The following is a 12,888-nucleotide window of genomic DNA, read 5'->3' on the forward strand; positions in this document are numbered from 1 at the left end:
CTTTGTTTCCGCAAGTAGTTCGCACGATCTGTAACAAACCTTCATCAATCGTGCATCGGACAGACACAACGCCCAGACAGTATGATTCCGGAGCATCGATAGTGGTGTATGGGTTGCTTAAGTTAAATCAGGGGAGTTTCATGCGTGCGAGGCGTCTCGTTGCGGTGTTGTCGGCACTAGCTGCGGCAGTAGTGGTACCGGTTGTCAGTTCTCCCGTGGCGTCGGCTGATCCCTGCCCCGGTCTGTACGTCGTGGCCATTCCTGGAACCTGGGAGCCTTCGGGTACTTCTCCCGGTGCCGGCATGCTTGCCCCGGTCACCAACGGCCTTCCCGGTTCCGTACGCACCGATTACGTCACGTACTCGGCAACGGCCTTCCCGTGGGAGTCCAACGTCTACGCCAAGTCGAAGCAGCAGGCTGTCGACAACGCCCGCGGCATGATCGCCGCGATGGCCGCCTCGTGCGGTGACACCCGCTTCGCGATCGTCGGATACAGCCAGGGCGCCGACGCGGCAGGCGATCTCGCAGCCGAGATCGGAACCGGCATCGGCGTTGTTCCCCCGACTCGCGTCGAGGGCGTAGGCCTCCTGTCCGATCCCCGCCGCTCCGAGTCCGACGTCCTGATCGGACCCGCTGTCGGAGGCAACGGAGCCAGTGGCGCTCGCATCGGTGGATTCGGTTGGCTGTCAGGCAAAACGGTGACGCTGTGCGCCGTCGGTGATCTGTACTGCTCGACGCCCAAGGACGATTTCGTGATGCGTCTGGCCGGGTTCATGGCTCAGGTTTCCGACCCCACTCCGGCAAACGCTCTCTCGCTGCGCGACGAGGCCGCCGTGATCGTCAACGATCTGGTCACCGCTGGCGGACTCCCCGCACTGATGGCTCAGCTCGATCCAGGCGCGAACTCGCGGCGCGTCGATCAACTGGTCGCCTTCTACGGCTCGCAGGTTCACACCGACTACACGCGTTACGTCGTTGATGGCGCAGGCAATTCGGCCACATCCTGGCTGCACAACTGGTTGGCAGGAAAAGCCTGATCAGCAGTACGTCTGCTCCGCGGTGTCGACGTAGATCTCGGCGATCCGCTGCGAAGACATCGGCGTGATCTGTGAGTACACCTCGCCGACGGAGTTGAACTCCGCCAGCACCTCGGACCGCGGCATGCCGTCGGCCAGAGCCTTGCAGGTGCCGTCGGCGTAGAGGATCTCGGCGGAATCCATTCCGGCGGGCGGGATCCCGGCCAGACGTAGTGCAGCGATGTACCGCTGTCCCTTCTCGCCTGCGTTCGCGACGATCTCGTCCGGTGACCGGGCGTCGATCGGTGAGTTTGCCGGTGGCGCTACCTGTGGCGCTACCGGCAGCGCTACCGGTGGGGGCGTCGATTCGACGATGCTCGGCGCGGCTTCCGGAGTTGCGGCGGGTGGGCTGGTCGCCAGCGCCGACAGGGACTCGGGGGCAGCTGAACTCGACGTTGCCGCGATCGACGTGCTGGTGGCAGCAGATGTGGATTCCGCTGCGTTGCTGTCGGATTGGCTGCTGCAGCCGCTGAGGAGTAGGCCCGCTGCCGCGACGCAGAGGACCAGTCTGTTCGTGTTCATCACCCGTGAGTGTTACACACCGTACCGCTTAGTTTGTCCGTTTTAAGGAAACTCCCTTTTGCCCTGTTTTTAAGTCGAAGTCCTGTGATATACATCTGTTCAGTTGTTACTTGTGAGTAGGAGCACACCGCAAGACCTTGTCGGCGGCGGTCGAAACACAAGCAATGACTGCGAGTTTCGTCCCCCATCACATAAACGGCAGGGAGAAATCAGTGCAGAAATCTCACAAGAACGGCAACAGACGTCTCGGCACGCGCGTGGCCGTTATTGCAGGTACCGCAGGTGCAGTGCTGGCTTTTGCAGCGCCGATGGCCTCGGCTCAGGACCCGGTCGACAATTCGGTACCGGGCGCCGCAGTGTGTCCGGCTACTGCCGAATCCTGTGTGTCGGTAGTGGTTCAGAGCGGAACCTTCGACAACAACGGCTTCAACCTCCCGATCGGAAAAGGCGACATGATCATTGCCGCCGAGGCCGGCTCCGGTGAAGGTGAGTCCACCGTTCTTCTCCCGCGCGACGACGGACACAACGGTGTCTACTCCAAGCCGTTGACCGTTCCCGGCGGCGTTCTGGGAATCGATCTTCCGTTCGGCAATCTCTTCGGCCTTGCCGCAGTAACGGCCGAGGTGGAGGCAACGGCTGCGCCGACTCTCAACGGAATCATCACCGACATGGATCTGAGCATCCCGGTGCGGATGAAGATCAACAACGCGTTCCTCGGTGACAACTGCTACCTGGGTTCCGCGGCGGCGCCGGTGAATCTTCGTCTCGCGCCTGACCCGTCGGTGGTCCCTACCTACACGGTGCTTCCGTCGACTGCGCTGAAGGTGAGCCCGGTCGGGAACGAGGCCACCGGCTTCGCGCTGCCCGCTGCCAGTGGTTGCGGACCGTTCGGAGTGCTGAATCCGATCGTCAACTGGCGAGCAAAGGTGCCGGCCACTTCCGGCACCTCGCTCAGCACGATCTCCGACGCCTACCTGTATCCGGGCGGGCTCACCGGTAGCGATCCTCTCGACGATCTCGGTGGCGGAACAGGATCCAGCGGTTCCAGTGGCTCGAGCGGTTCGTCCGAAAGCTCCGGTTCCTAGAAACTCGGAAGCCTAGACGCAGCGGTGGTGACGGAATGTCACCACCGCTGCGGCGTCCGACCTGTAATAACCTGTGCCTCAGGGTGGGCGAAGGCGGCACTCCATCAGGAGGACCTGCGCGGCCACGAAATCACAGGGGAGTCCTCAAACATGTTTCGAGACAGCGTTCTTGCCGGTCCGGTCCTGCGTCGAGGTGTGACGGCGCTGGCAGTTGCAGCCGCGGCCACCATGTTTGTCGGCACCGCAGCAACGGCGGAGCCGGCAGCAGTTGTCGGTGAGGTGTCCGCGGACTCTATCGCGGCAGCCCGTGCGCAGGCCATCGGAACGACGGTCACCGTCGTGGGAACCGCGACCACGCCGTCCGGAGTGTTCGAATCCAGCTTCTACGACAAGGGCTTTGGTCTCCAGAGTGGCAATTCGGGCATTTACATCAGCGATCCGAACAACTCCGGGATTGCTCTCGGCGATCAGGTTCAGGTCGCCGGAGTCCTCGCGGATCAGGAAGGCCTGCTCGTCGTCCGCCCGACTGCCGTCGAGGTAATCGGCACGACCACCCAGATCAGCCCGGCGCGATTGCCCCTCAATGCAATCGGTGAGGGCAGCGAAGGTCGTCTCGTGACGGTGTCCGGGATCGTGAGCGGACCCGTCGTCGACGATCTGCCGTACGGTCACAAGATCCTGGTGTCCGGCATCGACGGAAACACCGTCATCTTCGTCAACACCCAGACCGGAATCGACGTCGATGCCGTCGCCGTAGGACGACCGATCACCGTCACCGGTTTCAGTGGCCAATACGCCAGCACCTACGAGGTTCTTCCCCGTTCGGAAGCCGATGTGCAGCAGGGTTTCACGGGCAGCCTGAGCTTCGGCAGCTGACCTAGATCTCGAACCGAGCTCCGACGCGCATCGACCCGGGAGACAACCGGCTGATCGTGCGTCCGAGCTTGGCTTCGACGGTCACGGGCACCACGGCCTTGTTCGTGCGAACTGCTTTCACGATCGCACTGGCCACCCGGTCGGGGGTGAAGTTGCGTTTGCGGTAGAAGTTGTCGACCTTGGTTTGATTCTCGAGTTGTTCCTCGGCGGTGGTCCCGGCGAACTCGGTGGTCTTGAGGATGTTCGTGTGCACGAGGCCGGGGCAGATGGTGCTGACGCCGATGCCGTGTGGAAGCAGCTCTGCCCGTAGGCAATCCGAGAGCATGAATACCGCTGCCTTGCTTGTCGAATACGCGGTGAGGGCCTTCTGGGGTGTGTAGGCGGCGGCGGAGGACAGGTTGACGACGTGTCCGCCGGTTCCGCGATCGATCATCATCGGGGTGAATGCCCGGCAGCCGTAGACAACTCCCCAGAAGTTGATGTCCATGACGCGCTCGAACTGGCGCTGCTCGGTGTCGGCGAATGTGCCGGAGAACCCGATTCCAGCGTTGTTGACGACGATGTCCGGCACGCCGTGATGCGCCGCGACTGTCTCCGCGAATCGGATCACGGCCTGTTCGTCGGACACGTCGACCTGGTAGGCGTGCGAACCGCCACCGAAAACCGCTTCGGCTCCGCTGGCCTGAGTGGGTGTGTTGATGAGTGCCGCAGTGTCCTGCGCGCTTTCGAGGTTGATGTCGGAGACGACGACGATAGCTCCCTGGGCCGCGAAGGCGAGGGCCGTTTCACGCCCGATGCCGCTGCCTGCACCGGTGACAACTACGAGCGTGCCGGTGAGGTCGCGTAGTCGACGCTGCAACTTCGTGCCGCGTCGCCAGCCGGTGACGTCCTTCAGTAGCCCCATTGGTTGCCCTTTTCGTGTGTACGTTTGCGGCGTGTGTCTCTAGCTGACTTCCCCTCTGCGAAAGGTATCCGATGAGGGAGCTTCGTGTCGTACGAGTCGTTAGAGTGCGCACATCTGCAGGCTGCACTGGCCGCGGCTGCCCACTCCTCGACGGTGCTCCGGCAGTTCACCCGTTGAGGACACTCGAATCGGAATGAATTCCTGACCTTCGCTAACGGCCTGACCTGCAAATGTCGCTCGAAAACTGAACAATCTTCTCGCTACATTCCACTGAGCGGGACCTGCAACTAATCCCTGTGCCTTACGTCACAAACTGTCTCGACAATGCTTCACATCACAGTTTCTGACCTGGAGGTTTTGAATGAGTCGCAGTTCTCGGCGCGGTCACCGCAAGGTTGCCGCCGTCGCGCTGGCTGTCTCCGCCGGCCTGTTCGTCTCGTCGTGCGCTGACAGCGGGAACGGGGGTGGGAGCGGCGACGCACCGGATTCCGGTTCGGGGTTGTCCATCGGCCCGGTCAACGAGCAGTCCGGCGAGGGTGACGCGGTCAAGGGCGGCACGCTCACGTTCAGCGGGTACTCCGCTGTCACGAATCTCGACCCCGCGAAGACTCAGATCGCCGGTTCGGTCGCCGGTTCGGAGCTGGGCGCCATCTACGACACCCTGCTGCGCTACGACCCGGCGTCGAAGGAATTTGTTCCGAAACTCGCGGAGTCGATGGAACCGAGTTCCGATTTCAAGACGTGGACTCTCGAACTGCGCGACGGTGTGAAGTTCAGCGACGGGACGCCGGTGGATTCGGCGGCCGTGTCAGCGAGCCTCAATCGCTACGTCACCAACAAGGGGCCGCAGTCGAGCCTGTACGCGTCGAAGATTGCGTCGGTCGACACCCCGGACGCGTCGACCGTCGTCTTCAATCTTGTCGACCCGTGGACCGGTATCGAGTCACTGCTCTCCACCGGACCCGGCATGATCGTCGCGCCGAGCGCCCAGCAGGGCGATCAGTTCACCCCGATCGGCGCGGGCGCGTTCGCCCTCGAGAAGTTCGCTCCCAACGAGGAATTGATCCTCGACGCTCGGGAAGACTACTTCGACGGCGCCCCGAACGTGGACAAGCTGCGGTTGATCAGCATCGTCGGTTCACAGTCCACCACCGAATCCCTCAAGAGCGGCGGCACCGACGTCGCGTACATGCGTTCGCTTCCGAACGTCCTGGATCTGATCGACTCCGGCTACCCAGGCTTCGTCGACATCCCGTCGCTGTCGTACCTCTCGCTCGTCAACACGGCTCCCGGTCGTCCCGGTGCCGACGTGCGGGTGCGTCAGGCATTGGCGCTCGCGACCGATCCCGTCGCTCTCGACAACCGACTCAACGAAGGTAAGGGTCTGCCCGGCCAGGTCATCTTCCAGGACACCTCTCGCTGGCACAACGACGTCGCTCCGATCGGCGTAGACACCGCCAAGGCGAAGCAGCTTCTCGACGAGGCCAAGGCCGACGGTTTCGACGGCAAGATCACATACCTGACGCTGCAGGAGAATTCGGCGCAGGCGATGGCTCTGGCGTTGCAGTCGATGGCCAACGCCGTCGGTTTCGATTTCCAGATCGAGTACGTCAACTCGGTTGCCGACGTCGTCAAGCGTTTGTACGCCGACCGCGACTTCGACATGGCAACAGGTTCGGCCAACCTCGCGGAAGCCGATCCGTTCGAGCGTCTGTACTCGAACCTCAAGTCCGGTGGACGAAACAACGCCACGAGCTTCTCCGATCCGGAGATCGATTCGCTGCTCGACCAGCTGGGTGTAGCGACGTCGAACGACGCGAAGATCGAGGTGCTAGCCAAGATCCAGGAGCGCGCCAATGAGGTTGTGCCGTGGCAGGTTTACGGCAACACTCCGTGGCTCGGTGTGTGGGGACAGAATGTCCACGGCATTCAGCAGAGCCTGGACGGAATCATGTTCTTCGACAAGGCCTGGAAGAACTGAAGGCCTCTGAAGAACTGAAGAACTGATCAGACCCGAGAAGCGTCCCCGCGGGGACGCTTCTCGGCATCAGAGAGTGTGACCGATCAAGAAGTGAGATCGAGGGCGGCGCGAACGATGCTGTCGGAGTCGAGGCCGTGGTACCGGTAGACGTCTTCGAGTGAACCGACCTGACCGAACCGGCTCACTCCGAGCGCAGCACCCGGGACATTGTTGATTCCCGTCAGGAACGCGAGGGTGTGCGGGTGCCCGTCGAGAACGGTGACCATCGGCGCGGACCGGCTACTCGGGAAGATCTGATCCAGGATCCACGACGGACCGTCCGCGAGACCGCGCCGAGACTGGAGTGCTTCGAAGAGTAATCCGGGGCTGGTCACGCACACGACGTCGGCGGAAATGCCTTGCTCGCCCAGTCTTTCGGCGGCGACAAGTGTTTCGGTGACGGTGGCACCCATGCCGACCAGGGTGATGGCCGGATCAGGGTTGTGCCGCAGCGTGTACGCGCCGCCCACCACCTGACGTCGACGGCGTTCTCGCGCAGCCGGATCGGCCGGCACCGCGGCCAAGGCCTGATCGACCGGACGGGTCGACAGACGCAGATACGACGAGCTGCCGTCTGGTCGGCCGAGGCGTCCAATGCTGTCGAGGAGCGTCCACTCCACATCGACGGCGAATGCCGGTTCGAAACTGACGCATCCCGGCTGTTCGAGTCCGATGGACGGGGTCTTGATCGACTGGTGCGCACCGCCTTCGGCTGCCAGGGTGACGCCCGACGGAGTGCCGACCATGATCGACTGTCCACCGGCGTAGATGCCGTACGACCACGGTTCGAGAGCCCGCTCGATGAAGGGGTCGTACATCACGCCGATGGGGAAGAGCGGCTGGCCCCAGCGACTCCAGGTTGCACCGAGTTCGCCCATCAGGCCGACCAGGTTGGTCTCGGCGATACCGAGTTCCATGTGCTGACCGGTGGGCTTCTCACGCCAGTGCATGATCGTTTCGGCGTCGTCGGCAAACCAGTTGTGCCGCTCGTTGGGGGACCAGACCCCGACCTTGTTCAGCCACCCTGCCAGGTTGGTGGTGGAACTGACGTCCGGGCTCAGTGTGACAACACGTTTCGCGGCGTCCGGCGCCTCTCGGCTGAGGTCGAGTAGCACCCGACCGAGAGCTGCCTGAGTGGTGGACGTGCCGGAGGGGGTACGGCCGATGTCTTTCGGAACTGCCGGGGGCACCAGATGCTCCACCTTCGGGCGAGCCAGGCGCTCAGCGGTTTCGGCGCAGATGCGACCTGACGGGCCGTCCGCCTCGAACCGTTCCCAGGGCTTCGACGGATCCATGCCGAGTTCCGCCGCCAGAATCTCGTACTGCTCGGCGGTGAGCAGCGACGAGTGGTTCTGCGGATGGCCCTGCGTCGGCAGGCCCCTGCCCTTGATCGTGTACGCGATGATCACGGTGGGGCGGGTGTCGTCGATCTGCGCGTACGCCTCTCGCAGAGCGTCGAGGTCGTGGCCACCGAGATTGCGGATGGCCTCGAGCACCGTGGCGTCGTCGAGGTCGTTGATCAGCGACGTGATCGCGTCGGCGTCCGCCGCGTCGCCGGGCAGCCTCAGACGGACCTCGTCGGCCGTGCATCGCAGCAGACGCTGGTACTCCGGATTCGGCATGTCCAGGATTCGTTCGCGCAACGCGGTGCCGCCCGGCCGGGTGAACAGCGATTCCAGGAGCGCGCCGAATTTCACGGTGATGACCTGCCAGCCGGCGCCCGAGAACATGCGCTCCAGGCGGGTTGCCGCGATGTTCGGCACCACCCGGTCGAGCGATTGGCGGTTGAGGTCGACGATCCACACGATCTCACCCAGTTCGGCGACCGAATGATCGAGAACTGCTTCCCACACCGCGCCCTCGTCGAGTTCGGCGTCACCGACAAGGGAGTACTGACGCCCGGTTCCGGCGCCGCCGAGGGAGGCGTCGACGTATCGGCGTGCGATGGCGCCCCAGATGGGAGCCGTCGCACCGATTCCCACCGATCCGGTCGAATAGTCCACCGGATCGGGATCTTTTGATCGACTCGGGTAGCTCTGCAGGCCCCCGAACTCGCGCAGCGTTGTCAGGTACGACTCGTCGAGTTCACCGAGCAGATAGTTGATGCCGTGGAGCGCTGGAGCCGCGTGCGGCTTGACGGAAACCCGGTCGCCGGAACGAAGTTGGCCGAACCACAGCGACGTCATGATCGAGACCATCGACGCGCACGAGGCCTGGTGGCCGCCGACCTTGAGCCCACTGGGATTCGGACGGACACGGTTGGCGTGATGGATCATCGCGGTCGACAACCACAGAACGCGCTTCTCGATCTCCGCCAGTGGCTCGGGAGCGTTCTGGTTGATGCTGGGGCTGTTCACGGCCGGTCCTGCCTTCAATAGTTGACATCGATCGCCACACCGCCTGTACCCCAGATCATGGGGCCGACGATGTGGTTGTGATGTTTGGCAGGACTTCCTGAGGCCGAACCGTTCGGCGCGGCAAAGTCCAGCCGCACCTGTCGATCTGTTGTGCAGATTCTGCGTCAAAGTCCATCATCGGCATACAGATTGGGCAATAGCTACCCAGTGGATTGAGCAATGTGCGCAACACCGAGGCCTGTGCGCCGTGCGAGGTGGGCACTATGCGCAGCACACTGCGAGTCGTGCGCGCTCAATCCATCAGATCGTGGACGTAGCACCAGCGCCAGGATTCGCCGGGCTCGTGCGAGCGCATGACCGGGTGCGCGGTGTCGCGGTAGTGGTTGGTCGCGTGCTGATGGGGGCTGGAATCGCAGCACCCGACGTGGCCGCAGGACAGGCACATGCGCAGGTGAGACCAGTTATCCTCGCCCAACTCGGCGCACTCCTGGCAGACGCCGGGCGTCAGCGCTGCCGGGTCCGTTTCGGGCGCATTGGTTAGTTCCTCGCAACCGGTCGGAGCGGGTGCGGGCTGCTGTGTGCGAGCTGCTGCTCGCTTCAGGATTTTCTTCATCGCCTTCCATACTGCATGCTGCCAGAGTGAACGGCATATTACTGGGGGTTGTAGTAGCGGCGTTGCTGGTGGCGGCGGTCGCGCGAAGGTTCGGATTGTCTTCGCCGCTGATCCTTGTCCTGGTCGGTTTGATCGCCTGCCAGATACCCGGTGTTCCGGAGTTGGAGCTCGATCCGGACCTCGTCCTGTTCGTCGTGTTGCCTCCACTTCTGTACTCGGCGGCGCTGGACAGTTCATACCTGGCACTGCGGTCCAATCTGCGTCCGATCGGATTTCTCGCAGTGGGGCTGCCCCTGGCGACGACGGCAGCGGTGGGCTTTGTCGCCTATCTGATCGTGCCGGAGTTCTCGATTGCGGCCGCACTGGTTCTCGGCGCCATCGTGGCGCCGCCGGACGCGGTGTCCGCGAGCGCAATCGGACGCAAGCTCGGTCTGCCGCGCCGAATCATGACCCTGCTGGGCGGGGAGAGCCTGCTCAACGACGCCACCGCTCTGACTGCCTACAAGGTCGCTCTCGCGGCGGCGGTGGGTACCGGTGCGACACTGATCGGCGGCTTCGAGACCTTCCTCGTCGCAGCGGTCGGTGGAACGGTGATCGGCCTCGCGGTGGGCTTTGTCATCTCGAAAGTCCGCGGCAAACTCCAGGATCCGGTGATGGAGAGTGGAATCGGATTGGTGGTGCCGTTCTTCACCTACCTGGCTGCTGAAGAGGTCCACGCGTCGGGCGTCATCGCGGTCGTCGTGGCCGGATTGTTCCTCGGCCAGCGCTCCACGCGCGCGAGTTATGCGACGCGCTTGCAGGACACGGCAGTGTGGAAGGCCGTCGACCTGATCCTGGAGTCCTTCGTCTTCCTGTTGATCGGGCTCCAATTGCCCAGTGTTGTCAACGGATTGCAGGGGTACAGCACCTCGATCGTCGTCTGGGCGTCGATTGCTGTGCTCGTGACCGTCGTGGTGGTGCGGATCGCCTGGGTGTTCCCGTTCACGTACGTACCGCGTTGGCTGTCGCCCCGTATCCGAGCGAGGGAGCCGGAGATTTCGGCGCGGGCAGTGTTCGTCGTGTCGTGGGCCGGTATGCGAGGGGTCGTGTCGCTGGCTGCTGCCTTCGCCATTCCGTTGACGGTCAACAGTGGTGAAGACTTCCCGGGCCGTTCGCTGATCCTGTTCCTGACGTTTGTCGTCGTGGTCGGCACGCTGCTGCTGCACGGCCTGACGTTGCCGTGGGTCATCCGTGTCCTCGGTGTGCAAGGAGACGAGGAGCAGTCCGACGCACGCGCCGAGGCGGCGGCTCAGGACAAGGCTGCACGCGCTGCTGCGGCGCGCCTGGACGAATTGGTCGGAGCCGACGCCGACGACGTCCCTCAGGTCCGCAATCGCGCCGCGGACATCTTGCGAAGCTGGAACACCCACCGCGCGAACTCGGCGTGGGAGCGACTGGGACGCAGCGACGAGGATCTGGGGGAGAGCCCGTCGAACGCCTTCCGCTCGCTGCGCCTCGAGATGATCGATGCCGAGCGAGGTGTGTTCATCGCCGAGCGCGATGCCGGCCGGATCGACGACGAGGTTCTCCGCAAGGTACTTCGAGAGCTCGATCTCGAGGAAGCCACGCTCGACCGGGACTAGACCGGCTGGTCTGATGTCGGTGAGGGTAATCGCTGGCCAGGGTCGGTTTACCTGGCCGTTGAGGCCTGCAACTTAACCGATTCCACTGAGCGAGACTCGATCCAATTTTCTGTGCCTCCCGTCACAGACTGTTTCGTGTTCAACATCACGTCACGGTCTTACCCCGCCTTGGAGGCATTCGAATGAGTCGTAGTTCCCGCCGCGGAAGTCGCAGATTGGCTGCGGCTGCGCTGGCGATCACCGCAAGTATGTTCCTGGCGTCGTGCGCCGACAACGGCTCGAGCAATGGCGGCGGCGAATCTGCTGATTCCGGTTCCTCGCTGAAGATCGGCATGGTCAACGAGCAGGCCGACCCCGGCACTCCCACCAAGGGCGGCACGCTGACGTTCAGCGGCTACTCGGCGGTCACGACTCTCGATCCCGCGAAGGCTCAGGTTGCCGGCGCCACCGGCGGCAGCGAGCTCAGCGCCATCTACGACGTGCTCATGCGCTACGACCCCATCGGGCAGAAGTTCGAGCCCAAGCTCGCCCAGTCGCTCGAAGCGAGTTCGGACAGCAAGACCTGGACGCTGAAGCTCCGCGACGGTGTGAAATTCAGCGACGGAACAGCTTTCGATTCCAAGGCAGTGGCGGACAGCATCAACCGCTACGTCACCAACAAGGGACCGCAGTCGAGCCTGTGGGCTTCCAAGGTTGCCTCGATCGACACCCCCGACGCGACGACTGTCGTCTTCAACCTCGTTGATCCGTGGACGGGCATCCAGTCGATGCTCGCTACCGGACCCGGCATGATCGTCGCCCCGAGCGCGCAGCAGGGTGACCAGTTCACCCCGATCGGTGCGGGCGCGTTCACTCTCGAGAAGTTCGCTCCCAACGAGGAACTGCTCTTGGCTGCTCGCCCCGACTACTACGACGGCGCACCGAACATCGACAAGCTCAAGCTGATCAGCATCGTCGGCGCTCAGCCCACCGCTGAAGCCCTCAAGACGGGCGGCATCGACGCCGCGTACATGCGTACGCTCACCCCGATCCTGGATCTGATCGAGTCGGGTTACCCCGGCTTCGTCGACATCCCGTCGCTCGGTTACATCGCCAACGTGAACATGGCCCCGGGTCGCCCGGGCTCGGATGTTCGTGTCCGCCAGGCGATGGCGCTTGCCGTCGATCCGGAGACGCTCAACACCCGCGTCAACAACGGCAAGGGACTGCCCGGCCAGGAGATCTTCCAGGACACCTCGCGCTGGCACAACGACGTCGCACCGATCGGCGTCGATCCCGCCAAGGCGAAGGAACTGCTCGATCAGGCCAAGGCCGACGGCTACGACGGAAAGATCACCTTCCTCTCCATCCAGGAACCGTCCGCCCAGGCAACGGCTCTGGCCATCCAGGCAATGCTCAACGCTGTCGGATTCGACGCTCAGATCGAATACGTCACCGGTGCAGGTGATCTGGTCAAGCGGATGTATGCCGATCACGACTACGACATGAGCACCGCAGCACTGAGCCTCGCCGAGGCCGATCCCTACGAGCGTCTGTACACGGGCATCAAGTCCGGCGGCCGTAACAACGCCACCGGCTACTCCGACGCCGAAATGGACGCTCTCCTGGACAAGTTGGGCGTCGCAACCACCGACGACGACAAGAAGGCAGTCCTGGCACAGATTCAGGAACGCGCCAACGAGACCGTCCCGTGGCAGGTGTGGGGCAACGTCGCCGCACTCGACGTCTGGAACCAGAACGTTCACGGTCTCGAGCAGAGTCTCGACGGAATCGTGCTCTTCGACGGAGCTTGGAAGTCCTAGAGAGCCTGAAG

Annotated in this window: 10 protein-coding genes; 6 read left to right on the forward strand and 4 right to left on the reverse strand. The window is 63.3% G+C overall.

Features of this window, described 5'->3' with window-relative positions:
* Nucleotides 1-140: 140 nt before the first annotated feature.
* Nucleotides 141-1,037 (forward strand): cutinase family protein, encoded by an 897-nt coding sequence (locus QMA15_RS03095; RefSeq protein ID WP_020905644.1) that lies wholly within the window; start codon nucleotides 141-143, stop codon nucleotides 1,035-1,037.
* Here the strand turns inward: QMA15_RS03095 and QMA15_RS03100 are convergent, their stop codons facing one another.
* On the reverse strand, nucleotides 1,038-1,598 hold the full coding sequence (locus tag QMA15_RS03100; RefSeq protein ID WP_092765195.1) for a DUF732 domain-containing protein: 561 nt from the start codon (nucleotides 1,596-1,598) through the stop codon (nucleotides 1,038-1,040).
* Between the two features lie 212 nt (nucleotides 1,599-1,810).
* On the opposite strand from QMA15_RS03100, the gene QMA15_RS03105 reads away from it, so the two are divergent.
* Both QMA15_RS03105 and QMA15_RS03110 read left to right on the forward strand, forming a co-directional pair.
* Nucleotides 1,811-2,683 (forward strand): hypothetical protein, encoded by an 873-nt coding sequence (locus QMA15_RS03105; RefSeq protein ID WP_290283655.1) that lies wholly within the window; start codon nucleotides 1,811-1,813, stop codon nucleotides 2,681-2,683.
* A gap of 150 nt (nucleotides 2,684-2,833) precedes the next feature.
* Nucleotides 2,834-3,559: a hypothetical protein gene (locus tag QMA15_RS03110; RefSeq protein WP_290283656.1), complete on the forward strand. Its 726-nt coding sequence runs from the start codon at nucleotides 2,834-2,836 to the stop codon at nucleotides 3,557-3,559.
* A gap of 1 nt (nucleotide 3,560) precedes the next feature.
* Here the strand turns inward: QMA15_RS03110 and QMA15_RS03115 are convergent, their stop codons facing one another.
* Nucleotides 3,561-4,463: an SDR family NAD(P)-dependent oxidoreductase gene (locus QMA15_RS03115; RefSeq protein ID WP_020968018.1), complete on the reverse strand. Its 903-nt coding sequence runs from the start codon at nucleotides 4,461-4,463 to the stop codon at nucleotides 3,561-3,563.
* Nucleotides 4,464-4,824: 361 nt separating this feature from the next.
* Here QMA15_RS03115 and QMA15_RS03120 point away from each other — a divergent pair, with 361 nt between their 5' ends.
* Nucleotides 4,825-6,444 carry an ABC transporter substrate-binding protein gene (locus QMA15_RS03120; RefSeq protein ID WP_290283657.1) on the forward strand — a complete coding sequence of 540 codons (1,620 nt, stop codon included), beginning with the start codon at nucleotides 4,825-4,827 and terminating at the stop codon, nucleotides 6,442-6,444.
* Between the two features lie 83 nt (nucleotides 6,445-6,527).
* Here the strand turns inward: QMA15_RS03120 and QMA15_RS03125 are convergent, their stop codons facing one another.
* Both QMA15_RS03125 and QMA15_RS03130 read right to left on the reverse strand, forming a co-directional pair.
* Entirely contained in the window at nucleotides 6,528-8,840 is a 2,313-nt protein-coding gene (locus tag QMA15_RS03125) for a pyruvate dehydrogenase (RefSeq protein WP_290283658.1), read from the reverse strand.
* 292 nt (nucleotides 8,841-9,132) lie between these two features.
* On the reverse strand, nucleotides 9,133-9,453 hold the full coding sequence (locus tag QMA15_RS03130; protein WP_019746256.1) for a UBP-type zinc finger domain-containing protein: 321 nt from the start codon (nucleotides 9,451-9,453) through the stop codon (nucleotides 9,133-9,135).
* Between the two features lie 26 nt (nucleotides 9,454-9,479).
* Here QMA15_RS03130 and QMA15_RS03135 point away from each other — a divergent pair, with 26 nt between their 5' ends.
* Nucleotides 9,480-11,075 carry a Na+/H+ antiporter gene (locus QMA15_RS03135; RefSeq protein WP_020905652.1) on the forward strand — a complete coding sequence of 532 codons (1,596 nt, stop codon included), beginning with the start codon at nucleotides 9,480-9,482 and terminating at the stop codon, nucleotides 11,073-11,075.
* A 182-nt stretch (nucleotides 11,076-11,257) separates the two neighbouring features.
* On the forward strand, nucleotides 11,258-12,877 hold the full coding sequence (locus QMA15_RS03140; protein ID WP_020968021.1) for an ABC transporter substrate-binding protein: 1,620 nt from the start codon (nucleotides 11,258-11,260) through the stop codon (nucleotides 12,875-12,877).
* Nucleotides 12,878-12,888: the final 11 nt, after the last annotated feature.

The organism is Rhodococcus sp. APC 3903 (assembly GCF_030407755.1).
Classification (GTDB): domain Bacteria; phylum Actinomycetota; class Actinomycetes; order Mycobacteriales; family Mycobacteriaceae; genus Rhodococcus_F; species Rhodococcus_F erythropolis.

Bases quoted from the DNA above. Each gene is read 5' to 3' on its own strand.
- QMA15_RS03095 (WP_020905644.1), top strand. From the start codon at position 141: ATGCGTGCGAGGCGTCTCGTTGCGGTGTTGTCGGCACTAGCTGCGGCA.
- QMA15_RS03100 (WP_092765195.1), bottom strand. From the start codon at position 1,598: ATGAACACGAACAGACTGGTCCTCTGCGTCGCGGCAGCGGGCCTACTC.
- QMA15_RS03110 (WP_290283656.1), top strand. From the start codon at position 2,834: ATGTTTCGAGACAGCGTTCTTGCCGGTCCGGTCCTGCGTCGAGGTGTG.
- QMA15_RS03115 (WP_020968018.1), bottom strand. From the start codon at position 4,463: ATGGGGCTACTGAAGGACGTCACCGGCTGGCGACGCGGCACGAAGTTG.
- QMA15_RS03120 (WP_290283657.1), top strand. From the start codon at position 4,825: ATGAGTCGCAGTTCTCGGCGCGGTCACCGCAAGGTTGCCGCCGTCGCG.
- QMA15_RS03130 (WP_019746256.1), bottom strand. From the start codon at position 9,453: ATGAAGAAAATCCTGAAGCGAGCAGCAGCTCGCACACAGCAGCCCGCA.
- QMA15_RS03140 (WP_020968021.1), top strand. From the start codon at position 11,258: ATGAGTCGTAGTTCCCGCCGCGGAAGTCGCAGATTGGCTGCGGCTGCG.